Origin of the sequence: Streptomyces sp. NPDC059166, from assembly GCF_042755185.1 — a bacterium.
Classification (GTDB): Bacteria; Actinomycetota; Actinomycetes; order Streptomycetales; family Streptomycetaceae; genus Streptomyces.
On sequence record NZ_JBHZCI010000001.1, the window covers coordinates 43,046 to 69,116 of the forward strand.

The 26,071-nt window shown below is 71.1% G+C and carries 27 protein-coding genes; 12 read left to right on the forward strand and 15 right to left on the reverse strand.

Annotated features, from left to right (window positions below; all coding sequences use genetic code 11):
* Window positions 1-169: 169 nt before the first annotated feature.
* Window positions 170-1,834 (forward strand): ABC-F family ATP-binding cassette domain-containing protein, encoded by a 1,665-nt coding sequence (locus ACFXOA_RS00215; protein WP_385020064.1) that lies wholly within the window; start codon window positions 170-172, stop codon window positions 1,832-1,834.
* A gap of 78 nt (window positions 1,835-1,912) precedes the next feature.
* Entirely contained in the window at window positions 1,913-2,581 is a 669-nt protein-coding gene (locus tag ACFXOA_RS00220) for a class E sortase (protein ID WP_385020067.1), read from the forward strand.
* Between the two features lie 60 nt (window positions 2,582-2,641).
* On the opposite strand, the gene ACFXOA_RS00225 is transcribed toward ACFXOA_RS00220, so the two are convergent.
* Window positions 2,642-5,074, reverse strand: a complete 2,433-nt coding sequence (locus ACFXOA_RS00225; RefSeq protein ID WP_385020070.1) for a glycoside hydrolase family 65 protein — start codon at window positions 5,072-5,074, stop codon at window positions 2,642-2,644.
* Window positions 5,074-5,835 carry an HAD family hydrolase gene (locus tag ACFXOA_RS00230; protein WP_385020073.1) on the reverse strand — a complete coding sequence of 254 codons (762 nt, stop codon included), beginning with the start codon at window positions 5,833-5,835 and terminating at the stop codon, window positions 5,074-5,076. Before ACFXOA_RS00230 ends, ACFXOA_RS00225 begins: the two co-directional genes overlap by 1 nt.
* 160 nt (window positions 5,836-5,995) lie before the next feature.
* Between ACFXOA_RS00230 and ACFXOA_RS00235 the strand changes: the two genes are divergently transcribed.
* The gene (locus ACFXOA_RS00235; protein ID WP_385020076.1) at window positions 5,996-6,211 is read left to right on the forward strand and encodes a hypothetical protein; all 216 of its coding nucleotides are present in this window, start codon (window positions 5,996-5,998) and stop codon (window positions 6,209-6,211) included.
* Window positions 6,212-6,668: 457 nt separating this feature from the next.
* On the opposite strand, the gene ACFXOA_RS00240 is transcribed toward ACFXOA_RS00235, so the two are convergent.
* Window positions 6,669-7,532 (reverse strand): transglycosylase family protein, encoded by an 864-nt coding sequence (locus tag ACFXOA_RS00240; RefSeq protein ID WP_385020079.1) that lies wholly within the window; start codon window positions 7,530-7,532, stop codon window positions 6,669-6,671.
* A gap of 126 nt (window positions 7,533-7,658) precedes the next feature.
* Between ACFXOA_RS00240 and ACFXOA_RS00245 the strand changes: the two genes are divergently transcribed.
* Window positions 7,659-8,024 (forward strand): PH domain-containing protein, encoded by a 366-nt coding sequence (locus ACFXOA_RS00245; RefSeq protein ID WP_362549864.1) that lies wholly within the window; start codon window positions 7,659-7,661, stop codon window positions 8,022-8,024.
* A gap of 111 nt (window positions 8,025-8,135) precedes the next feature.
* Here ACFXOA_RS00245 and ACFXOA_RS00250 read toward each other — a convergent pair whose 3' ends face one another.
* Together ACFXOA_RS00250 and ACFXOA_RS00255 are read right to left on the reverse strand one after the other, a co-directional pair.
* Window positions 8,136-8,870, reverse strand: coding sequence for a peptidoglycan recognition protein (locus tag ACFXOA_RS00250; protein ID WP_385020082.1), 735 nt, complete (start codon window positions 8,868-8,870; stop codon window positions 8,136-8,138).
* A 90-nt stretch (window positions 8,871-8,960) separates the two neighbouring features.
* A complete protein-coding gene (locus tag ACFXOA_RS00255; protein ID WP_385020085.1) occupies window positions 8,961-9,605 on the reverse strand; it encodes a ScbR family autoregulator-binding transcription factor in 645 nt (214 codons plus the stop codon).
* 105 nt (window positions 9,606-9,710) lie between these two features.
* On the opposite strand from ACFXOA_RS00255, the gene ACFXOA_RS00260 reads away from it, so the two are divergent.
* Window positions 9,711-10,664: a ScbA/BarX family gamma-butyrolactone biosynthesis protein gene (locus tag ACFXOA_RS00260; protein ID WP_385020088.1), complete on the forward strand. Its 954-nt coding sequence runs from the start codon at window positions 9,711-9,713 to the stop codon at window positions 10,662-10,664.
* Here ACFXOA_RS00260 and ACFXOA_RS00265 read toward each other — a convergent pair.
* A complete protein-coding gene (locus ACFXOA_RS00265; protein WP_385020091.1) occupies window positions 10,654-11,418 on the reverse strand; it encodes an SDR family NAD(P)-dependent oxidoreductase in 765 nt (254 codons plus the stop codon). The two genes, ACFXOA_RS00260 and ACFXOA_RS00265, sit on opposite strands and share 11 nt — an antisense overlap.
* A 472-nt stretch (window positions 11,419-11,890) precedes the next feature.
* On the opposite strand from ACFXOA_RS00265, the gene ACFXOA_RS00270 reads away from it, so the two are divergent.
* Window positions 11,891-12,967: an acyltransferase family protein gene (locus ACFXOA_RS00270; protein ID WP_385020094.1), complete on the forward strand. Its 1,077-nt coding sequence runs from the start codon at window positions 11,891-11,893 to the stop codon at window positions 12,965-12,967.
* Between the two features lie 63 nt (window positions 12,968-13,030).
* Here ACFXOA_RS00270 and ACFXOA_RS00275 read toward each other — a convergent pair whose 3' ends face one another.
* The 4 genes from ACFXOA_RS00275 to ACFXOA_RS00290 form a co-directional block, all read right to left on the reverse strand.
* Complete coding sequence (locus ACFXOA_RS00275; RefSeq protein WP_385020097.1) at window positions 13,031-13,231, reverse strand: hypothetical protein; 201 nt, start codon at window positions 13,229-13,231, stop codon at window positions 13,031-13,033.
* Window positions 13,232-13,427: 196 nt separating this feature from the next.
* Window positions 13,428-14,999, reverse strand: coding sequence for a DEAD/DEAH box helicase (locus ACFXOA_RS00280; protein ID WP_385020100.1), 1,572 nt, complete (start codon window positions 14,997-14,999; stop codon window positions 13,428-13,430).
* A gap of 288 nt (window positions 15,000-15,287) precedes the next feature.
* A complete protein-coding gene (locus ACFXOA_RS00285; protein ID WP_018522223.1) occupies window positions 15,288-15,491 on the reverse strand; it encodes a cold-shock protein in 204 nt (67 codons plus the stop codon).
* A 305-nt stretch (window positions 15,492-15,796) separates the two neighbouring features.
* Complete coding sequence (locus ACFXOA_RS00290) at window positions 15,797-16,141, reverse strand: MerR family transcriptional regulator (RefSeq protein WP_385020103.1); 345 nt, start codon at window positions 16,139-16,141, stop codon at window positions 15,797-15,799.
* 468 nt (window positions 16,142-16,609) lie between these two features.
* On the opposite strand from ACFXOA_RS00290, the gene ACFXOA_RS00295 reads away from it, so the two are divergent.
* Both ACFXOA_RS00295 and ACFXOA_RS00300 read left to right on the forward strand, forming a co-directional pair.
* Window positions 16,610-17,194, forward strand: coding sequence for a hypothetical protein (locus ACFXOA_RS00295; protein WP_385020106.1), 585 nt, complete (start codon window positions 16,610-16,612; stop codon window positions 17,192-17,194).
* 242 nt (window positions 17,195-17,436) lie between these two features.
* Complete coding sequence (locus ACFXOA_RS00300; protein WP_385020109.1) at window positions 17,437-17,655, forward strand: hypothetical protein; 219 nt, start codon at window positions 17,437-17,439, stop codon at window positions 17,653-17,655.
* A gap of 31 nt (window positions 17,656-17,686) precedes the next feature.
* Here the strand turns inward: ACFXOA_RS00300 and ACFXOA_RS00305 are convergent, their stop codons facing one another.
* From ACFXOA_RS00305 to ACFXOA_RS00315, 3 genes are all read right to left on the reverse strand, one after another.
* On the reverse strand, window positions 17,687-18,088 hold the full coding sequence (locus ACFXOA_RS00305; protein ID WP_385020112.1) for a hypothetical protein: 402 nt from the start codon (window positions 18,086-18,088) through the stop codon (window positions 17,687-17,689).
* 52 nt (window positions 18,089-18,140) lie between these two features.
* Window positions 18,141-19,829, reverse strand: a complete 1,689-nt coding sequence (locus ACFXOA_RS00310; protein ID WP_385020115.1) for a SpoIIE family protein phosphatase — start codon at window positions 19,827-19,829, stop codon at window positions 18,141-18,143.
* Between the two features lie 66 nt (window positions 19,830-19,895).
* Window positions 19,896-20,636 (reverse strand): alpha/beta hydrolase, encoded by a 741-nt coding sequence (locus tag ACFXOA_RS00315; protein WP_385020118.1) that lies wholly within the window; start codon window positions 20,634-20,636, stop codon window positions 19,896-19,898.
* 162 nt (window positions 20,637-20,798) lie between these two features.
* Here ACFXOA_RS00315 and ACFXOA_RS00320 point away from each other — a divergent pair, with 162 nt between their 5' ends.
* The 3 genes from ACFXOA_RS00320 to ACFXOA_RS00330 all read left to right on the forward strand — a co-directional run bounded on the left by ACFXOA_RS00320 (window position 20,799) and on the right by ACFXOA_RS00330 (window position 23,445).
* Complete coding sequence (locus ACFXOA_RS00320) at window positions 20,799-21,284, forward strand: peroxiredoxin (RefSeq protein WP_385020121.1); 486 nt, start codon at window positions 20,799-20,801, stop codon at window positions 21,282-21,284.
* Between the two features lie 105 nt (window positions 21,285-21,389).
* Window positions 21,390-21,911, forward strand: coding sequence for a hypothetical protein (locus ACFXOA_RS00325; protein WP_385020124.1), 522 nt, complete (start codon window positions 21,390-21,392; stop codon window positions 21,909-21,911).
* A gap of 85 nt (window positions 21,912-21,996) precedes the next feature.
* On the forward strand, window positions 21,997-23,445 hold the full coding sequence (locus tag ACFXOA_RS00330) for a flotillin family protein (protein ID WP_385020126.1): 1,449 nt from the start codon (window positions 21,997-21,999) through the stop codon (window positions 23,443-23,445).
* A gap of 71 nt (window positions 23,446-23,516) precedes the next feature.
* On the opposite strand, the gene ACFXOA_RS00335 is transcribed toward ACFXOA_RS00330, so the two are convergent.
* A complete protein-coding gene (locus ACFXOA_RS00335) occupies window positions 23,517-24,617 on the reverse strand; it encodes a hypothetical protein (RefSeq protein WP_385020129.1) in 1,101 nt (366 codons plus the stop codon).
* 248 nt (window positions 24,618-24,865) lie between these two features.
* On the opposite strand from ACFXOA_RS00335, the gene ACFXOA_RS00340 reads away from it, so the two are divergent.
* A complete protein-coding gene (locus ACFXOA_RS00340; RefSeq protein ID WP_385020132.1) occupies window positions 24,866-25,618 on the forward strand; it encodes a type 1 glutamine amidotransferase in 753 nt (250 codons plus the stop codon).
* Between the two features lie 22 nt (window positions 25,619-25,640).
* On the opposite strand, the gene ACFXOA_RS00345 is transcribed toward ACFXOA_RS00340, so the two are convergent.
* Window positions 25,641-26,069, reverse strand: coding sequence for a DUF6892 domain-containing protein (locus tag ACFXOA_RS00345; protein ID WP_385020135.1), 429 nt, complete (start codon window positions 26,067-26,069; stop codon window positions 25,641-25,643).
* Between the last annotated feature and the right edge of the window lie 2 nt (window positions 26,070-26,071).

A 26,071-nucleotide genomic window follows, 5' to 3' on the forward strand; every position in this document is an offset into this window, starting at 1 on the left:
ATGTCCGCGTCGGCTCCGCCGTCGCCCGTGACCCCGCGTGGATGCGACCTCGGTGCATGAGCCGTCCCCGTCTGTCCACAGGCCTCGCACCCCTCCCCCCTCCGGCCGGTCGCCGCGTGGTGCTCGCACACGAAGCCCCTGTTCACACGCTTGCGACTGCGAGGATCACATGTCACACCCCACCGCGCCCGCCGCCTCCCTGACCTGCTCGGCCCTGTCCTTCCGCCGGCCGGACGGCACGGAGGTCTTCGACGGGCTCTCCCTCAGCATCGGCCGGGGCCGGACCGGGCTCGTCGGCACCAACGGATCGGGCAAGTCCACCCTGCTCCGCCTGCTGGCCGGCCGGCTGAAGCCCTCGGCGGGCTCCGTCACCGTCGGCGGCCACCTGGCCTACCTCCCGCAGAACCTCACCCTCGACACGGAGCTGAGCGTCGAGGACGCCCTCGGCATCACCGAGCGGCGCGCGGCGCTGCGCGCCATCGAGGCCGGTGACGTGGCCGAGGCCCACTTCGAGACGGTCGGCGACGACTGGGACGTCGAGGAGCGTGCCCTCGCCACTCTGGGGTCACTCGGCCTGGGCGAGGTCGGGCTGGACCGCACCGTGGGGGAGCTGTCCGGAGGCGAGACCGTCCTGCTGCGGCTCGCGGCACTATTGCTGGAACGCCCCGACGTCCTGCTGCTGGACGAGCCGACCAACAACCTCGACGTGTTCGCGCGCCGCAGACTGTACGACGCCGTCGACTCCTGGCGCTCCGGTGTGCTCGTCGTGGTGAGCCACGACCGTGACCTGCTGGAACGCGTCGACCGGATCGCCGAGCTGCGCACCGGCGAGGTGAACTGGTACGGCGGTGGCTGGTCCGCGTACGAGGAGGCGCTGGCCACCCAGCAGGAGGCGGCGGCACGCATGGTGCGGGCCGCCGAGTCCGACGTACGCCGCCAGAAACGCGAGCTGGAGGAGGCGCAGACCAAGGTGGCCCGCCGCCAGCGCCACAACCGGAAGATGGACGCCGAGCGACGGGCACCCCGCATCGTCGCCGGAGCGCACAAGCGGTCGTCCCAGGAGGCGGCGGGCAAGCTGCGCGGACTCCACGAGGACCGTCTCCAGGAGGCACGGGAGCGGCTCGACTCGGCGTCGGAGGCGATCCGCGACGACGCCGAGATCCGGGTGCGGCTGCCCCGCACGGCCGTCCCGGCCGGCCGCACGGTGCTCAGCGTGAAGGGTCTGCGCCCGCGGTTCGGCGCCCTGCGCGACGGTGAGCTCCACGTCCAGGGGCCCGAACGCGTCGCACTCGTCGGACGCAACGGCGCGGGCAAGACGACGCTGCTGCGCACCCTCACCGGGGAGCTCGCGCCGGAATCCGGGGAGGCCAGGGCCTTCGTGCCCCTGCGCTTCCTGCCGCAGCGTCTGGACGTGCTCGACGACGGCCTGAGCGTGGCCGCGAACGTGTCCCGCCTCGCGCCCGGCATCACCGACAACGAGATCCGTTCCCAGCTCGCGCGCTTCCTCTTCAAGGGGTCCCGCGCCGAGCAGCCGGCCGGCACCCTCTCGGGCGGCGAGCGCTTCCGTGCCGCGCTCGCGGCCACGATGCTGGCCGCCCCGGCACCCCAGTTGCTGCTGCTCGACGAGCCCACCAACAACCTGGACGTGGCGAGCGTGCGGCAGTTGACGACGGCACTCGACTCCTACGAGGGTGCCCTGGTCATCGCGGGGCACGACCTCGCCTTCCTGGAGTCGGCCGGCATCACCCGCTGGGTGCTCGTGGGTGAGGAACTCACGGAACTGGGTGTGGAGGAGGTGCGGGACCTGTTCGGGGCGCCCGGCGCGACCGTGTGAGCGGTGTTCTACTGGAGGGGTGCGGGCCGTCCGCCGGGTCCGCACCCGGCACCCCCGGCCACCGATCCGGACTCCGCCATGCACCCTTCCGCAGCGTTCCGAGGCATCTCCCGGGCCCTCGCGGGCACGGCCGTCGTCCTGCTGACGGCCCTGGCCCCACCGGTGGCCGCCACCGCCGGTCCCCCACCGGCGACCGCCGCCGCGTACACCGCCCCGTCCGACCGGACCGACCCGCGCACCGCCACCGCGGATCTCACCATCCCGTCGATCGGGGTGACGGCACTGCCCGTCGTCCCGTACGAGGGAACGACGGACGACACCCCCGGCACCCGCATCCAGGACCGCGGGGTGGCCGCCAGCCCGTACGGCGTGGACGGCGGCGTCGGTCCGGGCGAGGTCGGGAACTACCTGGTGACCGCCCACCGCCTCTCCCACGGGGGACCCCTGCGCGACCTTCCGGCGCTCGCGAAGGGCGAGTCCGTCCGCGTCGAGGAGGGCGGCACCGTCTACGAGTACCGGATCACTGAGACCCGGCAGACGTCCTTCCGCTCCGAGCGCTCCCTCGCGGAGCAGCGCGCCGAGGTGCCCGGCGAACCGGGCGAGAAGGCCACCCGGGCCATGATCACCGTCTCCACGTGCGCGACCCCGGAGGACGACGCGGCCGGGAACCACTGGCGTGACGCGCACGACAACCCCGAGCACCGGATCGACAAGATCGGCGTGCTGATCTCCTCCCGGCCCTCCTGAACCCGCCGGCCCCATGAACCGGGGCCCTCACGAACCGGCCCACCTGAACCCGGCGCCCGCTCAGGGACCACCGGTCATGTCGTCCGGCAGCTCCAGCCATCGCGAAGTCCCCGGCTCGACGATGTACGCACTGCCGTCCAGCCTGACCCGCACCCCCGGCCGCTCCGAGTCCGGTACGGCGATCCTGAGGCGTTCCGCGCGCAGGCGCAGGTCCACGTCCCAGTGGCGCCTGAACCGCAGACGCATACGGAACTTCGAGAGCTGGGGGAGCGTGGCCGGTGCGAGCCACAGGGCGTCGTCCCTGGTCTCCAGGCCGGTCATGCCCCGCTGGACGAAGTCCAGGGTGCCGGCCATGGCCCCGAGATGGATGCCCTCCTCCGTGGTGCCGCCCTGGATGTCGACGACGTCGCCGATCAGGGCCTCCTCGCAGTACTTCCATGCCTGGTCGCGGTGCACCCTCGCCAGCACCCAGGCGTGGACGAGCGAGCTGAGGGTGGAGCCGTGGCTCGTACGCCGCTCGTAGTAGTCGACGGTCGCGCGCCAGGTGTCGTCGTCGAGCTCATGGCCGAGCCGGCCGAACAGCGCGGCGAGTTCCTTGGGGGAGAACAGGTAGCCGAGCATCAGCACGTCGGCCTGCTTGGACGCCTGGTAGCGGTTGACGGTGTCGCCCTCCGCCTCCAGGATCCGGTCGAGCCGCCGGATGTCCCCGTACCTCTCCCGATAGCCTTCCCAGTCCAGCTCCTCCAGCTCCCCGTATCCGGCGAACTGGCTGATCATCCCCTGGTGCCGCGGGACATGGAGCCTCCGGGAGACGTCGTCCCAGCGGTCCAGCTCGGAAGGTTCGATCCGGATCATCTCGAGGAGCTGCCGGCACCGGCTCGGAGGCAGACTGCCGCAGAGCTCACCCGCCCGCGCCAGGACCCAGGCCGCCGTCACGTTGGTGTACGTGTTGTCGTCCAGTCCCGACACGTCGGAGTCGGGATAGGCGTCGTGGTACTCGTCCGGGCCGACGACCCCTCGGATGCGGTAGCGCCCGACGGAGTCGTCCCACTGCGCACTGTCCGCCCAGAAGCGGGCGATCTGAAGGATCATCTCGGCGCCCTTGGAGTACAGGTACTCCGTGTCGCCGGTGGCCTGGCAGTACTGCCACACGTTGTAGGCGACGGCCGACCCGACGTGGTGCTGAAGCCGCGAGCGGTCGGGGAGCCAGCGGCCCGACCTCGGGTTGAGATGCACCTCCTGGGTCTCCTCGCGCCCTTCGTCCGCGCTCTGCCACGGGTACATCGCGCCCCGCCGCCCCGCGGCCTCGGCCGCCGCGCACGCGGCGGGCAGACGCCGGTAGCGGTAGTCGAGCAATCCTCGTGACACCTCGGGGAGATGCATGTTCAGGAAGGGCAGCACGAACAGCTCGTCCCAGAAGACGTGCCCCCGGTACGCCTCCCCGTGCAGGCCCCTGGCCGGTACGCCGACGTCGAGTTCGGCCGTGTGCGGCGAGAGGGTCTGCAGCACGTGGAAGAGGTGCAGCCGCAGGATCCGCCCGGGCTCCCCCGGCACCTCCAGCTTCACCTGCTGCCACAGATCGCGCCACGCCCTGCGGTGGGACGACCGCAGCCGGGAGTAGGGCGGGGCGTCGCCCACCGCCGACACCGCGGCCCGCAGCGGACTGCCGATCGCCGGGTCGCGGGAGGTGAACAGGCCGACGGTCTTGTCGACGACCACCCCTTCCTCGGGGGACAGCGGGAGCAGCAGCCGCTGGTTGACGGCGCGTGGCTGCTGCTCCGGCTCGGCACGGTGGTCACCGTTGTGCTCCGGCCCGCAGGAGGCCACGGTGCGTGCGGCCAGGGCGACACCGATGTCCGACTCCACCGTCCGGCAGCGCAGCCACACCATGGAACCGGGCTCCGTGCCGGTCTCCCAGCCGGTGAGGTGCCGGTCGGCCAGCGCACGGTAGCGGGCGACCCCGGTGTTGCGGACGTCGCCGTCGATCCCGGCCTCGACCTCCAGCTGCCCCGACCAGCCCTCGGCGCTGAACTCCACGTGCAGGGCGGCGAGATGGGGGTCACCCATGTGCACCAGCCGTTCCTGCACCACCGTGAGCCGGCGCCCTGCCTCGTCCTCGTACACGGACCTGCGCGTCAGGATCCCTCCGCGCAGGTCGATCGACTGCCGATGGTCCGCCAGGAAGGGGTGGTCAGGGGTCAGCCACGGTCCTGGGTCCGCCCCGCCACCGGGGTGGATCCGATAGCGCAGCGGCAGCCAGTCGGGGAGGTTGACCACGTCCTCGTTCTCGACCTGCCGACCCTGGACGGACGAGGTCAGCCGGTTGTAGCAGCCGGCCACATAGGTGCCCGGGTAGTGGTGGTCACCGGCGGGTGTCTCGGACGCGGCCCCGCGGGTCGCGAAGTAGCCGTTGCCCAGGGTGCAGAGCGCCTCGCGCAGACGCTCCTTCTCCGGGTCGTACCCCTCGTAGCTCCAGGTCCATCCGCGGGCCATCAGTCCTCCCCGTCGATCAGCAGTTCACCGGGATCGGACACCACCACGTCCGCGCCGTGGCGTCGCAGGCCGGCAGCTCCCTCGGGGCTGTCCGTACGGTCGACGCCGACGACCAGTCCGAAACCACCCCGTCTGCCCGCCTCCACCCCGGCCAGCGCGTCCTCGACGACGGCGCTCTCCCCTGGCGGGATCCCGAGGCGCCGTGACGCCTCCAGGAACAGGGCCGGGTCCGGCTTGCCGGGCAGTTCCAGGCGCCGGGCCTCGTTGCCGTCGACCACCGCGCCGAACATCTCCAGGAGTCCTGCCCCGGCCAGGAGCTCCGTCGCGTGGCGGGACGCCGAGGCTGCGGCGAACGGCACCCGCGCGTCGTGCAGCACGTGCAGGAGACGGACGGTCCCGGGCCAGACCGCGATCGGATCGGTACGTATCCGGCGGGTGAACTCCTCGTCCTTGCGCGCGGCTACCGCCCACACGGTGCCGGTGCCGGGAGGGTCGTCGGGGCTGCCCTCGGGGAGGTCGATGCCCCTGGACTTCAGGAAGGAGGCGGCTCCGTCCTTGCGGGCCCTCCCGTCGACGTGGAGCCGGTAGTCCTCCGTCGCGTCGAAGGGTCGCTGGTCCTGGTGGCCGGAGAGACAGGCGTCGAACGCGAGTTTCCAGGCGGCGGCATGAGCCGGGGCCGAGTCGGTGATCACACCGTCCATGTCGAAGACGACGGCGTGCACGGAGAGCAGGACTGCTGCCGGTGACGGTGCGCGTGCCATGACCGGGTGGTCCCTTCGTCGAGGCGTCCCCCGCTCCATGGCACCAGGATCCGGCCGCCCGCGCCTGTCGTGCCCCGGGCCGCTCCTCGTTCACGAGGGCCAACCAGGGCAAAATGTCGTAAAACTTTCTCCATGTCCGTTTCGGCGCTACCGTGAAGGCATGGCCAGAACCGAGCGTCAGACCGGCCGGCAGGCGGAGTACGCGTGTCCGGCCTGCAAGAAGCCCGTCGCGACCGTCCTGGCGCGGCACAAGACTCTGGGCATTTTCGTCCCCCAGTGGGGCCCCGGGGAGTGCCACAACCCCGCGTGCCATCGGTACAGCGGGTCCGAGGAGGACGCCACCGCTGGGCGGAGCGTGCGTTCCGGCGACCGGTGAGCGGCACTCGGGGCCGTACACCTCGTCCCGGTGACCGGTACGGTCGTGAGCGCGGGTGCGACCGGTGGCCCTGAGGCCCGTCCGGATCTCCACGGCAATCGCGCGGCTCGCGGGCGACCGCTCTTCTCCCGGTTCGAACTGCCTCTGGACCGTGCGCATTTCACCACCCACGTTTCGCGTTCGTCCGCGTACCTGGCCGTGTACGTCGTTCGGGACCGGCATCGCCGCCCGGACGGCACACATGAAGCTTCCGGCTCGTAAATCCTGCTGATCCTGCGGCGCTGCTGACTCCGCGCGTCCTGCAATCCTGCTCGTACTGCTCTTACTACTCGTCCTGCTCTCACTGCTCGTACCGCTCGTACTGCTCTTACTGCTCTTACTGCTCTTACTGCTCTTACTGCGGAGACGCCGGTCGTACGGTCCTACCCGTGTTGCCGGTCCTGTCGCGCTTCGATGTTCAGGCGTTCAGGCGCAGGCGCTGTCCGGGGAAGATGAGGTGCGGCCCCTGGTCGAGGACCTCGCGGTTCAGTTCGTACAGTGCGGGCCAGCCGCCGTCCACGTCAGCACGCTCGGCGATCGCCGACAGCACGTCGCCCGACTCGACGACGTACGTCTCCTCACCGACCAGGTCCTCCGAGTACCGGGTGGCGCCGCTGTCACTCGCGGACGAGCCGCTGTTCGCACTTTCGTGCGAGCCGCTGGAGGAACCGCCGGAGTACGAGTTGCCGGACGACGAACCGCCGGACGAGGCGTTCTGGGACGATCCGCTGTTCGAACCGCCGGCCGACTGCCGCTTCGGGGCCGACTGCGCGACGTCGCTCCGGTCGGAGCCCCCGGACGACGAGGCCGAGGAGGAGGACGAGGAGGAGGACGACGACGAACCGCCGGCGCCGAGGCGGCCACAGGTGGGCCAGGCGCCCATTCCCTGCGAGCGTGCGACGCGCTCACCGACGGCGATCTGCTCGGACCGGGTGGCGAGGTCCGCGCGGGGCGCGTACTTCGCACCGCCGTACGCGCGCCAGGTGGAGGGGGAGAACTGCAGTCCCCCGTGGTAGCCGTTGCCGGTGTTGGTGTTCCAGCGGCCGCTGCTCTCGCACTGGGCGATGCGGTCCCAGTCCGTACCGCCGGTCACGCCCGTCACCGTGGTGATGGCCGGCGCGACGGCTGCGCGGGCGGTGGCCGCCTGGGCCGGAGCCTGGGCGGGAGCGTGCTGCGGGGTGGCGGCGGCGCTGCGGCCCGAGAGGCCCAGCACGCTCAGGAGGACGAGCAGAAGGGCGAGCACCGATTCGACGGGCCGCTTGGCGAGGGGTGATGCCGGCATGACGGTATTTCCTCCGCTGTGCTCCAGAAGGTGTGCAAGGGCACGAACAGATAAGCCGCCGATATTCTTTTTATCTGGCTTTGACGCGTTCAAGGTCGGCACATTCACTCGGGTGGAGGGGACCTCATGGCACTGTTCGGCAACGCTCACACCATCGATCCGGCCGGCGCTCAGCGTGACTACGCACGACTTCTCGGGCGGGGAGAGCAGGTGCACGCCGCCTACCAGCTGATACGCGACACGATCCTGTTCACCGACCGCAGGCTCGTCCTCATCGACAAGCAGGGGATCACCGGCAAGAAGGTGGAGTACCACTCCGTCCCGTACCGCAGCATCACGCACTTCGCGGTGGAGACCGCGGGCACCTTCGACCTGGACGCCGAACTGAAGATCTGGGTGTCCGGATCCGCCACCCCGATCCAGAAGACGTTCACCAAGGGCGTCGACATCTACGAGGTGCAGGCGGTCCTGACCCAGTACGTCGCGGGGTAGCGGGCGCCACCGTGCGGTCTCCCGCGGATCCGGTCCGGTCAGGCCCGGCCGAAGGGGAACACCCAAGGGCTGTCACGCAGTTCGCGCCCGCCGGGGACTGCGTGCCGGCCCTCAGCGGTTCTTCGCCCGGATCCTGGCCATCTCCTGCCGGATGGCGGGCAGTTGGGCGTACAGCGCTTCACCGGGGCAGTACGTCTGGAAGGTGTCCCGGTGGCCCGCCACCGTGTGCAGATAGACCACTTCACCGCGGTGGTAAAGGCTGTCGTCGTTCGTCGAGACCATCCGCACGAAGCCCTTCGGATCGACGGACCGGTCGAGCTTCCACGCGCCGACCTTCGCGATGCCCTCGATGAGCGCCTTGGGCACCGGCACCCCGGGGTCGTAGGTGCCGAGTGCCGCGATGCCCACGCTGTGCGCGTTGAACCCCGTGGTGTGCGCTCCGCGCACCGAGCGACCGACTCCGCCCGCCCTGCCCTCGTAGATGTTCCCGCAGCGGTCGACCACGAAGTTGTAGCCGATGTCGTCCCAGCCCTTCCCCTCCACGTGCGCCTCCTCCATCTCCCGCAGCATGGCGGGGGCGTCGGCGCAGTCGTATCCGTTGGGGTGCCCTGTGTGGTGGACGAAGACCGCCTTGACCGTCCCGGTGTAGACGGCGTGCTCCTTCACCAGACTCTCGTCCGCGTGCCACTGCGCTCTGGTGATGATCACCGGCTTGGGGGCCGCCGGGCGCTGCAAGGGTTTCGCGGCATCGCGGTCGGGCGCGACGAGTCGCACCGGCGCGTCCCGGATGACCAGGAAAGCCAGCGGCACGACCATGGCGCACACGACTGTTCGGCGAAGCCACATAGGGCCACCATGCGGGCTGACCAGCCACTTCGCAGGCACCCCGCACCCGATCGGGTGACGGACCGCGGTGGCGCCCCGGGGAGGCCGGGGTCAGGAGACCGCGACCGCCTGCTGCTGCTCGATGAGCCGGGCGGCGCGGTGCGGCGAGGTGTCGAGACGGGCCAGCACGCCGGGCACGGCGTTGTTGGGGAGGATCAGCTCGAACAGGGCGGAGATCTCGGACACGAGGTCGGGCGGCTCGGCCATCGACTCGGTCACCAGCTGGACCCCGGTCCAGGCGCCCACGAACAGCCGGGACGTGGATTCCGGGTCGACGTGCGGGAGGAGCTCGCCCCTGTCCCTGGCCTCGGTGAGCATCTCCGTGCACAGCGCTATCCAGTCCGGCCAGCGCGTGCCGAACAGGCCCCGCGCCCGGGGGTCGACGGAGAGGCGGATGGAGGCGCTGAGCAGGGGTTCCCTGGGCAGCCGATAGGCCAGCAGGAGCGCCGTGTCGACCCATTCCTGCAGCTTGAAGGTCTGCGGAGTGACCCCGTCCGAGGTCACCGCCTCCTGCAGGACACCTCGGGCCAGCTCCTCCTTCGACGTGAAATGGAAGTAGAGAGCGCCCCTCGTGAGGCCGGCCCGATCCAGGATGGCCGCGATCGTGGCCGCGTCGTATCCGTGCTCGTCGAAGACCTCTGCTGCCGCTTCCAGGAAGATTCTGCGCGTGCGGATCGCCCGTTGCTGTCGTGCCAACTCGCGCTCCCCTTGAACGTGCCTGACGTTTCTTCAAAAAGTACCGATGGGCCGGTATTCTATCAGCGCCGTAATGACCATTTTGCGCCATACCCCAGGAGGGCCATGCCCGACATACCCGTCGTTCCGAGCCCACCGCCGGGCACCGTGGCGGGCTGGAACAGCGTCCGCGAGGAGGACCTCCACCTGCGGCGATCCGACACGGTCCTCCTCACCGGCTGGCGACGCGTGGCGGATGGCGAGTTCTCCCTCACCGCGAGCTGGCCGCCTCCGGCCGCCGGGCTTCCCTACGACATCCGGATGCTCACCCAGACGGTCCGGCAGAGCGGTCTGCTCATCGCACACGCGGCCTACGGCGTCCCGCTGACTCACCAAACCCTGCTCCACCACTTCGACTTCAACGTACTCCAGGGCTTCGCGGTACCCCCGGACGTGCCGGGCCGACTCGCGATCGAGGTCTCCGCCTCGACCCCCAAGCGCCCCGGCAGGTCCGTGAGTTCCCTCGGCATCGACGTACGGCTCCTCCAGGGTGCCACCCTTGTCGCCCGTGCCGCCTCGGAGTTCGGCTGGATCTCTCCCCGTGTCTACAGCAGGATCCGTGGCGCGGCCCCCGGCACCGAGTGGAACACCTGGGATGTACCGAGCCCGCTGGACCCGCGCGTCGTACGCCGCCCGGTCGCGTCCGAAGTGGTCCTCTCGCCCGGAGACCGGCCGCTGCGCTGGCAGTTGCGCAACGACGTACGGGACGTCGTGCTCTACGACCACCCGGTCGACCACGTCCCCGGGCTGGCCCTGATGGAAGCGGCGTACCAGGCTGCGCTGGCCGCACTGCACCCCGTCCCCTTCGAAGTGCTCACCTTCAGCAACTCCTTCGAGAAGTACACCGAGTTCGACCGGCCTTGCTGGATCGACGCCGAGATGGAGGCCGGAACGGAGATCGCGGCCGGCGCCGAGGTCGCCGTCCTGATCACCGCGAGCCAGGCTGGAGAAACGGTTCTTCACAGTCGGCTGACCGGCCGTTGCGGGCCGGCCGAGCCAGGCACCGGGTTCACTGGTTGAGGAAGCCGCCGTCCACCGGGAGTACGGTGCCGGTGAGGAACGGGCTGCGGTCACTGAGCAACCAGGCCGCAGCCTGGGCTATTTCCTCCGGATCGGCCGTACGCCCCTGCGGCGTCATGCTGTTGACCATGTCCTCCAGCCCGGGGTTGCGCCCGAACCAGTCCGCCGTGATCTCGCTGCGGGTCGTTCCGGGTGCAACCGCGTTCACACGTATGCCCTGTTGGGCGTATTCGTCCGCGGCCGCCCTGGTGAGTCCCACGACCGCGTGCTTGGCCGCGATGTAGGGGGCCGCGGCGGGGATGGCCACCACCCCTCCCACACTGCTGTTGTTCACGATCGAGCACTTACCGGGGTTCTCCAGCATGGCCGCGATCTCGTGCCGGAGGCAGTTCCACACACCTCGCACATTGACGTCCATGACCGCGTCGTAGACGTCATCACCCATGAGATGCATGGGAGTTCGGTCTCCCCCGAGCCCGGCGTTGTTGAACGCGGAATCCAGCCGCCCATAGGTTTCGACCGCGAAGTCCACCGCACGCGCGGCGTCCTGCGCGACGGTCACATCGCAGACCACATAGGACGCTTGGGCCCCCTCGGCCTTCAACTCGTCCGTCAGGGCGGCGAGTCGGTCCTCCCGGCGGGCGGCCAGGACGACCGTCGCGCCTTCCTCCGAGAACACGCGGGCCGCCGCGGCGCCGATTCCGCTGCTCGCCCCGGTGATCAGGACGACTCTGTCGTGAAGAAGATCGCTCATGGCCGCAGTCTGGCAGGACCCCCTCCGTCGCGGCCACGCTCGTGACCACATCACGTCGGCCGCTCCGGCACCTCCAGCCCCTCCGGAAGAGTCACATTCCGCCACGGACCATAACAAACCGTTCATCCTGGTTCGGCCGATGCCCGTCGCCGATTCCCGACGCCGCCACACAGAGGGTGTGCCTTCACGGCGGGCCGCACGGAACCGGCCCTGGCCGCCCGCCCCCGCCACGGCTCCGCCGGACCCCGGCCGGACACAGCCACGGCACGGCACGGCACGGCGCGGACGAGGCGGGGCGGGGAGTGCCAGGAACAGGCCGTGTACGGACAAGGCTCAGCCCGCGTCGCCACCGCGGTACGAGCCGCGCCGGCCCGCGTCGCCGGCCCGGCGCGCGGGCGGGGCGGGGCCCGGCGGGCCACGGCCCGGCATCACACCCCCGCACGCCCCGCGGGGCAGCCCTTAGGGTGACCGGATGCCCTCCGTGACCTCAGACTCTCCGGGCCCGGCCACCGCAGGTGCCGAGACGTCCGCCTCCGCATCACGCCGTCCGGGACGCGACCCGTTCTTCGACAACGCGAAGTACCTGGCGATCGTGCTGGTCGCGATGGGGCACTCCTGGGAACCGCTGCCTGGCAGCGGACGCGTCGTGGAGACCCTCTACACCTTCGTGTACACGTTCCACATGCCGGTCTTCATCATGATCGCCGGATACTTCTCGCGCGGCCTGGAGCTGACGTCCGACCGCGTCTGGAAGCTCGTCACCAGCCTGGTCGTCCCCTACGCCCTCTTCGAGATCGCCTACACGCTCTTCGAGCGCGTCACCGGGGCTCCCGGCTTCCCGCTGAGTCCGCTGACCCCGTACTGGCTGCTGTGGTTCCTGCCCGCCCTGTTCCTGTGGCGGCTGACCACCCCGTTCTGGCAGACCGTGCGGTGGCCGGTGGCGGTGGCGCTGGTGATCGCGGCGATGGGGGCGGTCACGAGCAACATCGGCGGGGACCTTCAGCTGCAGCGGATCCTGCAGTTCCTGCCCTACTACGTCGTCGGCCTGCAACTGCGCCCCGCGCACTTCGACCTCGTACGCGGCCGGGCCGTCCGGATCGCCTCGGTGCCGGTGTGCCTCGTGGCACTCGCCGCCGCCTACTGGGCGGTGCCCCGTACGACGACGTCGTGGTTCTTCCGCCGTTACGGCGCCGAGCAGCTCGGCTCTCCCGCCTGGACGGGAGCCGTCGTCACCCTGCTCCTGTTCTCCTGCGCACTGGTCCTCAGCGCGTGCTTCCTGGCCTGGGTGCCCAGGCGCGAGCTGTGGATGACCGCACTCGGCGCGGGCACCCTCTACGGCTATCTGCTGCACGGCTTCGTCATCAAGGCCGCGGTCAAGTGGGACCTCTTCGAGGCGGACCTCCTCGCCACCCCGGCGGGCCGCGTCCTGGTGTCGCTCCTCGCCGCCGCCGTCGTGACCGGCCTGTGCACCGCACCCGTACGGCGCCTGCTGCGCCCGGTCGTGGAGCCCCGGCTCGGCTGGGCCAGGAAGCCGAGGACCGCCCACTGACGTGCGGCCCCGGGCCGTCTCACGGCGGCCCGGCGCCCCTGCGACGGCCCGGCCGTACCGCCCTCAGCCGGTGATACGCGTCGTACCGAGGAGCGTGACGTGCTCCAGGACGTCCTCCAGCGGGTCGTCGATCTGCCCCGTCGCGATCAGTGCCACCTGCGGCCCGTTGTGGGAGCCGGTGTGCGTCTCATCCGCCTGCGCCACCCCTGCCGGGGCCACGGAGGCCAGCACTGCCGCTCCGAACGCTGTCAGCCTGCTCTTCATGTCGTCTCGTCTCCTCGCCCGGGCCGTCCGTGCGGCACCGTCGACGATCTTCCCCGCCGGGGGAGACCACCCTCGGGGACACGAGGCGTGTCCCGCCGCACGGGTACGCACGTCCCCGCTTCGGCGGACACCGCGTACGAGCGCACCCCGGGGCGGCAGGCCCCGGGGTGCGCGGTACGGCGAGTGTGGGAGGCGGCTACGCGGCCTTGTTGGCCCGGCGCTGCGCCGCGGCGGCGCGCGCCTCCGACGTCGGGGTGTTGGCGTTGGAGCGGCGCCCCTGGCCGGGACGCGCGCCACGGCGGCCCCGCGGACCGGAGCCGCCGCCCTTGCCCCGCTCGGGGGAGGCCTCCGGAGCGGCGACGACGGGCACGCCCGACGGGGTGCGCGCCCCGGTGATCCGGCTCAGCTCGGCCTCGCCGGACCGGACCTGCGCGACCTGCGGGCTGATCCCCGCGTCGGCCATCAGCCGGGTCATCTCACGGCGCTGGTTGGGCAGCACCAGCGTGACGACGCTGCCGGACTCCCCGGCCCGGGCGGTGCGGCCACCACGGTGCAGGTAGTCCTTGGGGTCGGTGGGCGGGTCGACGTTGACGACGAGGTCGAGGTTGTCGACGTGGATGCCCCGGGCCGCGACGTTCGTGGCGACCAGCACGTTCACCTGGCCGGTCTTGAACCGGTCCAGGGTCCGGGTGCGCTGCGGCTGCGACTTGCCGCCGTGCAGCGCGGCCGCACGTACACCGCTGTGCAGCAGGTGGGCGGTGAGCTTGTCGACCGCGTGCTTGGTGTCCAGGAACATGATCACCCTGCCGTCGCGGGCGGCGATCTCGGTGGTCGTCGCGTACTTGTCCGCGCCCTGGACGTAGAGCACGTGATGCTCCATCGTCGTCACCGCGCCGGCCGCGGGGTCCACGGAGTGGACGACCGGGTCGTTCAGGTAGCGGCGGACCAGCAGGTCCACGTTCCGGTCGAGGGTGGCCGAGAAGAGCATCCGCTGGCCGTCGGGGCCGACCTGGTCCAGCAGCCCGGTGACCTGCGGCATGAAGCCCATGTCGGCCATCTGGTCGGCCTCGTCGAGGACGGTGATCGAGACCCGGTCGAGCTTGCAGTCCCCCCGGTCGATCAGGTCCTTGAGCCTGCCCGGGGTGGCGACCACGAGCTCGGCACCGCCGCGCAGCGCGCTCGCCTGGCGCCCGATGGACATCCCGCCGACGACGGTGGCCGTACGGAGCTTCAGGGACCGGGCGTACGGGGTGAGCGCGTCGGTGACCTGCTGGGCCAGCTCACGGGTGGGGACCAGGACCATGGCCAGCGGGCGCCGGGCGTCGGCCCGGCGGCCGGCGATTCGGGCCAGCAGCGCCAGACCGAAGGCGAGCGTCTTGCCGGAACCGGTGCGCCCGCGGCCCAGGACGTCGCGTCCTGCGAGCGAGTTCGGCAGGGTGGCGGCCTGGATCGGGAAGGGCACGGTGACGCCCTCCGCGGCCAGCGCCGCGAGCAGCGGCGCGGGCATGTCCAGGTCCGCGAAGGACTCGGCGGCGGGCAGCGCGGGGGTCACGGTCACCGGCAGGGCGAATTCGGCCGTGGCGGACGAGGTGCGACGGCCGTTGCCGCCCGGGCGCTTCGGTCCGCCGGAGCGACCGCGCGCCCCCGGGGCGCCCTGACGTGCGGACCCGGCGGAGCGGAATCCGTCGGCGGTACGGCTGCCGGCGGAACCGCCGGAACGCGTCCGGGAAAATCGGTCGTTCGTGCGAGCTGTGCGATCTCGGTTCAATGCAGAACCCTTCCCTCGAATGGCACGGTCGAGGGATTCCCTTCGGGGCGGCCGCAGTGTGCACGGCGCCGAGAATCGCAAGAACGAGCCGGTGAATTGAATAAGATGCGAAGTGCGGCCGGCGGGGCGTCGGCCCACGGGATTCAGCACTTCGTACGGCTGCGGACGGCCGCAGCGCGTGCGGGCGGCGCCCACGGGCGCGAGACGGCCGGCGGACGCCGGAAAACACAACGAGCTGGGGCCCGCACCCCTAGGTGCGGGCCCCAGCTGTGTCACTTACCCGAGCCGTCAGGCAGGGGTGATGTTCTCCGCCTGCGGGCCCTTCTGGCCCTGCGTGACGTCGAAGTTCACCTTCTGGCCTTCCTGGAGCTCGCGGAAGCCGCTGGAGGCGATGTTCGAGTAGTGGGCGAAGACGTCAGCGCCGCCGCCGTCCTGCTCGATGAAGCCGAAGCCCTTTTCCGAGTTGAACCACTTCACGGTGCCGGTAGCCATGTCATATCTCCTTCGGGGCGTTGCCCGTGGGCCCACACCGTGTGGACCCTACGTCGCCGCAAATGATTGCCCCGTCCGGAAGAGACCGGAAATACAAAAGCGCGCCCACCGGAGTGAAAACGGTGAGAGCACTTGAAGTTTTGGGAACCACAACTGCAACTGAGATCAACAGTAGCATGATTCGGGCACAAGTGAGCAGTACGCCATATCACTGCGCGCGCACCGCGACGCACAGGGGATAAACCCTCACCGCGCATTGCGCGTATTTCTGTGCCCGCCGATACAGATATACACCCGCGCGCCGCTCAGGAATCGGTGGCGCTCCGGCCGGACGCGGACCTTCGCAGCTCCTCGTTGAGGCGCAGGGCCTCCTCGAGCTGGTCCTCCAGGATCACGATGCGGCAGGCAGCCTCGATCGGCGTGCCGCCGTCCACCAGTTCGCGGGCGCGGGCGGCGATGCGCAGCTGGTAGCGCGAGTACCGGCGGTGTCCGCCCTCCGACCGCAGGGGTGTGATCAGGCGGGCCTCGCCGACCGCCCGGAGGAAACCGGGAGTCGCACCGATCATCTCGGCGGCCCGCCCCATCGTGTACGCGGGGTAGTCGTCGTCGTCGAGACGGTCCGTCGCGTGCGACGGGGGCTCCGGGGGCATCTGCACCTTCTCTGCTGCGCACCGGGCCCCTGATGTGACCTGGATGCACAAGAAACCCTAGGCGCAGGGATGGGCCATGTCTATCGCCGCCGGAACAGGTTTCCGCCCGCCCGGAAGGCCGGTCCGGCGGATCGGTACGCGCCCGGAGCGGACCCGGAGCGCGCCGGTCGAGGTGGTGCCCCCCGGTGACGAAGGACGGCCGGGCGTTCGCCCCGCGAGGCGGAGGCGCCGTGGGGAACGGCGCGAGGAGGGCGCGGGAAGCGGCGCTCGCCCACCCCTCCCCGCCGCTCCGTGTGTCCGTGCGACCACCCCAACACCGCTGACCGACCGGTCAGTTGTCGCCGGACCTGCGAACGGTCATACTGCACACGTAGCCCTTCACGCATCCCCCGTCGTGAAGGGCTACGTCTACGCCCGGCCCCCGTCGCTCGGCCGGTGCCGCCCACTTCCATCCGGAGCACCCACCGTATGAACACCACGGACAGGACCACGGCCGTGGCTCGTACGGTCACGGACGTCCTGCAGCCCCGCAACGTCCTGCTGGCCGGGATGCTCGCCATCGGACTCGCCTCCGCCGGTGACTGGACGGGGCTTCCCTGGGGCCTCCTCGGCGCCCTGTGCGCCGGGCTCGTCCCCGCCGGCTACATCGAGTGGGAGCGCGGCCGTGGCACCTGGGGGGACCGGCACGTGGTGGACCGGACGCAGCGGGGGCCGATCTTCCTCGTCATCCTGGGCTCGCTCGGCGCGGGAGCGCTGATCATGGTCCTGGGGCACGCGCCCCTCGGCATTCTGGTCGCCATGATCTGCCTGTGGGTCATGACCACGGTGCTCCTGGCCGTCAACACGCTCTGGAAGATCTCGGTGGATTCCGCCGTCGCGGCTGCCGTGGTCGCTCTGCTCAGCGCCACGCACTCCCCGTGGTGGCTCTGCGCGGGTGTCCCCGCCGCCGCCGTGTGCTGGTCGCGGGTGGCGCTGCGCTACCACTCGGTGGCCCAGACGCTCGCCGGTGCGGCGGTGGGGGCGTCCACGGCCGCGGGGTTCCTCTTCGTCTGAGGCGTCCGCGCACGGTTTCGCCGAGGAGTCCGCGCGTTCGTGCGAGGCGTCAGCGCACGGTTTCGCCGAGCCGTCCTGCTCGTTCTCCGAGTCGCAAGGTACCTCCCGGACCGCCCGCCTCGCCCACGCCGGCCGGTCCGGGAGGTCCCGGGCGCCGCGCCGGGTACGTCCCCGATTGCGCACCGGGCCGTGAGCCGGTTACGTGGAGCCGGGGGCGCGGCTCCGTCACCGGGAGGCACCACATGGCGAGGAAGTCCTCGAATTCCAAGGTCGGCCTGCTCCTGAGCCTCGGCAGCAGCACGATCGCCGTGATCCGCTCCGTCAACCGGATGCGCAAGACACGAGGTGAACAGGACAACCTGGAGATGGCCAATGCCGTCGCCGGGCTGCTGCCCCTGATCACCTCGGCGCTGATCGTGCTGCGCCGCCTGCGCGGACACAGCCGGCAGCCGGCCCGGTGACGCGGGCGGCCCGGCGTCACCGGGCGGCTGTTCAGGCAGTCGCCTGGGGGATCCGCCCGCGGAGCCGCTCCAGCACCCGTGCCCGCAGCAGCTCGTACTCCTCACGGAGGCGGACGAATTCCTGCGGGCGCTCGATGACGACGCCGCCGCTCACGATCTCGTGGGCCTCGAACTGCTCCCGCGTCAGGTCGATCTCGACGCCCATGCCCAGCCGGTTCCACCAGTGGTAGTCGACGCGCACGCCGTCGACCAGCACCTCTCCCCGGATCAGCTCCCCGCCCAGCAGGTCGTTGACGACCATGGCGGTGACCCCGCACTGGTCACGGGCCGGATTGCCGGGGTTCCACCGGTCCCGGTACTCGGGGGTGGTGGTGTCCGCGTCCCAGCTGCTGCGGACGGCGGCTTCGATGTCGGTGAGGAGCAGAGGTCCCATGTACCCGATCCTGGCATCCGCCTCTGACAACGCCCCTGCGGCGCTGTGGCGTTCAGTAGCCCTTGCTCCGTGAGACCAGGACGGCGATGTCGTCCTCGGCGTCGGCGGCGAACCGCTCCACGACCTCGTCCAGGAGGTCCTCCAGGTGCCCGCTCTCCGGGGCCCGGAGAGTCGTGAGCCGGCTGATGGAGACGTCGATGTCCTCGCCGCGCCGCTCGACCAGTCCGTCCGTGTACATGAAGAGGACGGTTCCGGGGCTGCACGGCAGCACCGTCGTCCGGTAGCCGCCCATGCCCGTGCCCAGCGGAGGCCCCACCGGGATGTCGGCCACCCTTCCGCAGGCGCCCGGGTCGATGAGGACCGGTGGCGGGTGTCCGGCGCTCGCCATCTCGCAGACCCCCTCACGGCGGTCGACGACGGCGACCACACACGTCGCGGCCCGGTCGAGGCCGGACTGTTCGACGGCCTTGTCGAGCCGGTCGAGGACCTCGTGCGGCGGGAGGTCGTCCACGGCCATGATGCGCAGCATCGAGCGGTAGTTGCTCATGGCGACGGCGGCCTCCACCCCGTGGCCCATCACGTCGCCCATCACCTTCATGTGGCGCCCGCCGGTCAGCGGGATGGCGTCGAACCAGTCGCCGCCCACGACCGCCCCGGCGCCCGCCGGCAGGTAGAGCGACGCGATCTCGATGCCCGAGTTCGGCCCCCGTGGTTCGGAGAGCAGGGAACGCTGGAGCTCCCTGGCGACCCGGTGCTCCTGCGCGTACCGGTGTGCGTGGTCCACGTCGACCGCGGCCCGGCCGGCCAGGGCCGTGGCGACGACGACGTCGAGCCCCTGGGCGAACGGCGGTGACACCCCGGCGCGGACCATGCTCAGGACGCCGAGCGTCCGGTCCCCGATGGTGAGCGGGACAGCGACCACGGAGTGCAAGCGAAGGGCCCGGTACACGGCGACGCGCTCCGGGCCGGGTGCGGAACGCTCGAACCACGCGTCGTCGACCAGGTTCTCGATCACGGGTTCGCCCGTCGTCAGGCAGCGCGACACCGCGGCACCCGGCGCGTAGTCGATCTCCTCGCCCGGCCCTTCGAAGCGCCGGATGCCCTCGGCGAGGTCGGGGACGGACGCCAGCCCGGCGCGCCGCAGGCGCACCATCCCGGGGGGCGGCGCGTCGCTGCCCGTCGCACGGTCCCCGGGGAGCACCTCGACCACGGCGACGTCGGCCATCACCGGCACCACGAACTCCGCCAGTTCCTGGCAGGTGGCGTCCGCGTCGAGGGTGGTGCCGATGGCCGCCGCGCTGTCGAGGAGCCTGAGGTAGCTCCTCGCGCGCCTGAGCTCCTCCTGCTCGTCGTCGGTGGCCGTGATCTCCTGGGCGATGCCGACCAGCCCCAGCACCCTGCCGTCCCTCTCGACGCGGTGGTAGGCGATGCGCCAGGACCGCCGCTTCACCACGTGCTCCGCCTGCGCCCGCACGCCGACGGTTCCGACCCTGGCCCTGCCGTCGGCCAGGACCTGGCGCACCACTCCGGCCCGGATGTCGACGGCGGAGAGGACCTCGTCCACCGTCCTGCCCAGGTGGTCGGCGGCCGGGATCCCGTTGAGCCGTTCGAAGGCCCGGTTCACGTAGACGTAGCGGAGTTCCGTGTCGAGGACGACCACACCCGCGGGGCTGCCTGCGAGCGTCGCCGCCAGGCCGGCGACGTCGAGGCCCGGCGGGTCGGCGTGCTCTTCGGCCTGCAACGGAGCCTCCAGAGGGGTACGGGCGTCCGGCCGGCCCTCACGCACCAGGTGCTTCCGCCCGGTTCTTCATCCTCTGCCGACGCGCCCCGCCCCGCATCTCCGGGGGCCGGGATCGGCGGTGCCCAGGCCGCCGAGCGGGAGGGTGCCCTCGGAGGCCGTGGCGCCGGGCGGCAGCTCGAACGCCGCTTCGACGCGCTCGGGGACGGGGGTCAGGCCCAGCAGCCCGCTCACCAGCAGTCCGGCCAGGTGGTGCCAGGCGGGAGCCCGGCGGATCATCGCGTGGTCACTGCCCGGGATCGTCACCAGGCAGGTGCGGGCGCCCGCACGACGCGCCCTGGCCGTCAGCGACTGGGACGCCAGAGGGCTCGTCACACGGTCCCGGGTGCTGTGCAGGAGCACGACGTCGCGTCCCGCGAGCTGTGTCACGGGGTCGCCGGGCGGGCACCACGGGGCGAGGCCGACCACCGAGCGGACCAGCGGGTGACCGGCGGCGTGCAGGGCGGCACGGGCGCCCATGGAGTGGCCGAGCAGCACCACGGGGATGTCCCCGGCCTCCTTGCGCAGGGCGTCCAGCGCCCGCACCGTGTCGTGCAGGGGGTCCTCGCGGTGACCGTTCCAGCCGCGGTGGGTGTAGCGGACCCGCTGGACCCGCACCCCGGCGTCACCGCGCACCGCGCGGGAGACCACACGGGCGAACGGCAGCATCCGCAGCCCCGGCAGGTTGAGGGCGCCGGGCGCCGGTGCCTCCAGACCCGTCTCGTAGCCGCCGTGGAGGATGAGCACCGCTGCCGACGGTCTTCCGGCCACACGTACCTCCTGATCGGTGCGCGGGGCCCTCGCCCGCCCACTCACCCCATATTCGGGGCCGGGGGCCTCACGGATGGGTCGAACGTGTCGATGCGCGGAAAGTGCCGTTCACTGTACGAGGCACACACTCGGTTTCCCCCTACGACGCGAGGAGTATCTGACATGGCGTCAGGACCCGCTACCGGCACGACAGCACCCGACTTCACCCTCCCCGGTGGCGTCCTGACGAAGGACGGGTTCGAGCGGAGCGACTACACGCTCTCCGCCGCGCGCGGACGGGCCGTCGTGCTCGCCTTCTACCCGGGGGACAACACCGCGGTCTGCACCAAGCAGCTCTGCTCCTACTCCTCGGGCATGGAGACCTTCGAAGGGCTCGACGCCGAGGTCTGGGGAATCAGTCCACAGGGTGTGGACAGCCATGAGTCCTTCGCCCGCGGCCACGACCTGCGCATGCCGCTGCTGGCCGACACGGGCCGGGAGACCGCCCGCGCCTACGGGGTCGCGGCGCCCGGCATCGGCGTACGCCGGTCCGTCTTCCTGATCGGACCGGACGGTGTCCTGCGGTGGAAGCACGTCGCCCTGCTGGGGGCCACCTTCCAGTCCCTCGACACTCTCGCCGCGCAGCTTTCCGGCATCAACTCGGCCTGAAAACTGCCGGACTCCGGCAGTACCCACGGCGGGCACGGTGTGGGACCATGCAGCCAGATCGGCGGAACCATTTCGGGGGAATCGGTACATCGGGGGAGTGATCGCGTGACCGTCTTTCTCGGTCTCGGCATTGCGGGAATCGCTCTCCTCACCCTGTCCCTGATCTTCGACGGGATCCTCGAAGGACTCTTCGGGGACGTGCTGGGCGGAGTGCTGGACGGTTTCTTCGACGGTCTGCTCTCCCTGCCCGTCATCGCGGGCTTCCTCTCGATGCTCGGCTTCGGCGGGGCGATCGTCCTCGGCACCACCGGCGCCGGCACGCCCGTCGCGATCGCGGCGGGCGCCGGGGCGGGCCTCGTCGCGGCCTGGCTGACCTGGAAACTCAGCCAGGCCCTGATGGCGGATCAGACCACGGCCACGCCGCGGGGCGAGGACCTGGTCGGCACATCTGGCTCCGTGGTCACGCCGATCCCCAGCGACGGATACGGCGAGGTCCTGCTGCGACTCGCGGGCCAGACCGTCAAGTTCGCCGCGAAGAGCTCTGTCCCGATCGAACGCGGAGCCGAGGTCTGGGTGGAGGCCACGCTGTCGACGACCTCGGTCACGGTCCGACCCGTCGAGCGCTGACCGCACCCGCACCACCCGTCTTCTCCAGTGCCCGTACCGCCGAACACCGCCGCCCCGGCCCGGGGCGGCCAGGGGGACCTGTCTCATGAGTCCAGTCTTGATCGCTATCGTCGGAACCGTCGTACTGATCGTGCTCCTGGCGCTCGTCGTCATCACCCGGTACAAGGTCGCCGGGCCCAGCCAGGCGTTCATCATCACCGGCCGCCGGGGCAAGAAGTCCGTCGACCCGGTGACCGGCCGCACCAGCATCGACAACAGCGGCCAGAAGGTCGTCGTGGGCGGCGGTGTCTTCGTCGTGCCCTTCGTCCAGCAGAAGTTCACCCTCGACCTGTCCAGCAGGCACATCCCCGTCGCGGTGCGCGGCGCGGTCACGCTGCGAGGGGTGAAGTCCAACCTCGAGGGTGTCGCCATCGTGAAGGTCGGCGGCAGCGAGGACGCGATCCGCGCCGCCGCGCAGCGCTTCCTGCAGCAGCAGAACGGCATCGTCGGCTTCACCCAGGAGGTCCTGTCCGGGGCGCTGCGCGCCATCGTCGGCCGGATGTCCGTCGAGGACATCATCCGGGACCGGGCGGCCTTCGCCGGACAGGTCGCCGAGGAGGCCGAGGCCAGCCTCTCGGGCCAGGGCCTCATCCTGGACGCCTTCCAGATCCAGGACATCACCACCGAGGGCTCCTACCTCGAGGACCTCGGACGCCCGGAGGCCGCCCGCGCCAAGCAGGAGGCGGACATCGCGGAGGCCATCGCACGGCGCGCCTCCGAGCAGGCCCGGCTGAAGGCGGCCGAGGAGATCGCCATCGCGGAGCGGACCTTCTACCTCAAGCAGGCCGAGATCAAGGCCGAGACCGAGGCCGCCGCGGCCAAGGCCAACGCCGCAGGCCCGCTCGCCGAGGCGGCCCGCCAGCAGGAGGTGCTCGCCGAACAGGAGAAGGTCGCCGAGCGCCAGGCCGCCCTGACCGACCGTGAGCTCGACACCAAGGTCCGCAAGCCCGCCGACGCCGCCCGTTACCAGGCGGAGCAGGAGGCGGAGGCCCGCAGGATCGCCCAGGTCAAGGAGGCCGAGGCCGACGCGGAGCGCTCCCGTCTGACGGGTCAGGGTGAGAAGCTGCACCGCTCGGCCCTCGCCGACGCCGTACGCATCGAGGGTGAGTCCGAGGCCGCCGCGATCGCCGCGAAGGGTGCCGCCGAGGCCGAGGCCATGCAGAAGAAGGCGGACGCCTTCAAGCAGTACGGCGACGCGGCCGTCCTCCAGATGCTCGTCGAGGTGCTGCCGCAGGTAGTCGCCAAGGCGTCCGAGCCGCTGAGCGCGATCGACAAGATGACGGTCATCTCGACGGACGGCGCGAGCCAGCTGTCCCGCACGGTCACCGACAACGTGGCCCAGGGGCTGGAACTCCTCAGCTCCACGACCGGCGTCGACCTCGGAGCCGTGCTCCGGAACCTCCAGGGCAAGGCGGAGGGCTCCGCGAAGCCGGTCGTGCCCGCCCCTTCGGGCGGGGAGAAGGCCGAGTCCGAGAAGATTGAGATCAAGGACTGACCGACCACGCCTCGCGAGTGCCCGGCCGGCGGTTCTCACCGGCCGGGCACGCTCATGTCCGCCCCCTCACCTCAGTCGGTTTCCGCTGCCGCATGCAGGGCGGCGACCCTCTCCCGCCAGGGGGTGTGGGCGTACACATCGACGTCATCGGCAGGAGGATCGGCCACGGGCGAGCCGGCCAGGGGCGGGCCGGTGACGGCGGGTGCGGCGTCCGGGAGCCCTGCTTTACGGAGCTCCGCCTCCTCGGCGGCGATCTGCGCGGCCCGCTTCTCGGCCCAGGCGGCACGGGCGGCGTCGAGGCGGCACGGTCCGCACAGGGTCTCGTCCTCCTCACCCGGGACGGGCCGGAACAGGTGCTCGTCCCCGGGCGTGGCACAGGTCCGCAGCGGCGGCACGGGCGGGGCCTGGACCGGGGGCGGCACCGGGGCCGGTTCCTCCGGCATCTTCGCCATCAGCCGATGGCGAAGGAAGCCGACCGCCGAGCGCACCCCCTGGCCCGGCAGGTCCCCGGTGAGCACCCTGCGCATCTCGGCGGCGGTGACACCGCGCCGCAGCCACACCACCGCGAGCTTCACCAGCTTGCGAGCCTCCGGAACCCCGAGCCGCAGCGAGCGGTGCGTGTGACGCAGCGAGAGCAACACCCGCTCCGCCTCGGCCGCTTCGGCGTCGGAGGGCTCCAACCCGGTTTCCTCCGCCTGCGTTTCGGTGGGTGGGTGGGGAGTGTTCTTCCCCCGTTCTTCTTCCTCGGGTTTTTGACCACCGATGTCCCGACTGCCCGGATCACCGACCGTCGGAAACCGCTCACCCGGAGACACGGCCGGAGCTTCGGCCGGGATCGCGGACTCCGCAGCTCGGGCAGCCTTCGCCTCCTCCGGAGTCAGCGGGACATTGCTCAGCAGCTGCTCGGTGGTCCAGAAACCCCGCCCGCCCTGCTGCCGACGCTCATGGAGATAACCGCAGCTGACCAGCAGCTTCTTGGCCTTCTGGTAGGCCCGACCGGTGATCCCGAGGGCTCGCGCGTGCTCGCTGAGGGCCACGCCGCGACGGTCGTCGGGGAGCCCCTGCACATAGAGGAGAAGGATCTTCGCGTCACTGCTCAGACGCGGGGTGCGCACCAATTCATTCGCGGCCTTGGTGTAGCCGCGCGAGGGCGCGATAGCATTCCACAGCATCTCTGGTGGGTCCGTTCCACTGGCGGTGAAGGTCCTCGGCCGGTGCTGCTAACACCCCGGGGACCGCGCCATATGCGCACGTACGCACACACAGCGTGATGACGCGATTACGCTACCGCAGCCCAAACCCCTCGCCTGACCTGAGCAACAACGTTCACACCAGGGAGTGACGGGGGATCATCACATGACGGGGGCATATCCCCGACGACCGGCGAGGGCGACGCGACGACCGACGGCAGGGGCACCTCATGGACACCCGCACCGCGACCGCGACCACGGCACTGGTGATCCAGAACCAGGGCGGAGGCGGACTCGGCCGCTGGACAGCCTGGTTGACGGAGCGTGGAGTGAGCCCGCACATCGTCCTCGCTCACGAGGGGGAGACGGTCCCGGACCGGCTGGAGCACACCGCGCTCATCGTCCTCGGCGGCGCCTACCTCCCCGACGACGACGCGAACGCGCCGTGGCTGCCCGCGACAAGGAACCTCGTACGCCAGGCACTCGCCGACGGAAGCCCGATGTTCGGCATCTGCCTGGGCGGCCAGATGCTCGCCCAGGTCGCCGGGGGCGAGGTACGGGGGAACCACGGGACGCCCGAGTTCGGTTCCACCCGGCTGAGCCTCCGCCCGGAGGCGGCCACCGACCCTCTCTTCGGTGACCTGCCGGAGCACCCGTACGCCATCCAGAACCACGTGGACGCCGTCACCGCGCTGCCCGCCGGAGCCCACTGGCTGATCCGCAGCGAGCACTGCCCCTACCAGGGCTTCCGCGTCGGCCCCGCCGCGTGGGGCGTGCAGTTCCACCCGGAGACGACGGCCGAGCGCATCCTCGGCTGGAACCGCGACCGGCTGACCCGCCACGGCGCCCCCGCCCCGGAAACCCTGCTGGCCCAGGCCCTGCGCGACGAACCGGCGGCCACCGACACCTGGCGCACCGTCGCCCACCGCTTCGCGGACGTGGTGACCGCTAAGGCGGAACCCCCGGGGGCCCGTAGGGGCTGAGCTCGCCTTTCCCCGCCTTGGGTCAGCCCGCCTCGATCCCCCGGGCGGCGAGCTGGCCCTCGGCGTCGGGGAGCGTCAGCATGTCCGCGTTGTCGATCAGCCTGAGGTTCGGCAGGAGCGCCAGGTCGTCGAGGGAGCGGACGTCGAAGAGGTCGTCCTCGCCGTCCCAGACCGGCGAGCACTCGTAGTAGACCTGGTGCCCTCCGTCGAGAAGGAGTTCATCGACGCTCGCCAGCAACTCGTCGCTTATCTCGAGCTGTTCGAAGTAGGCGCGGGACTCCTCGAGCACGGAGAAGGCCAGGTCGTTGTCGTACACGTACGTGACCGTGTCGGTGATTCCCCGGTCCCGCATCCGCTCGTCGATGCTGAACGCCGGGGTCAGCGTCTCGTCCTCGTACATGAGCTTCTCGACGACGAGCAGCTTGAAGTTGAAGTCCTTGAACTGGGCCATGC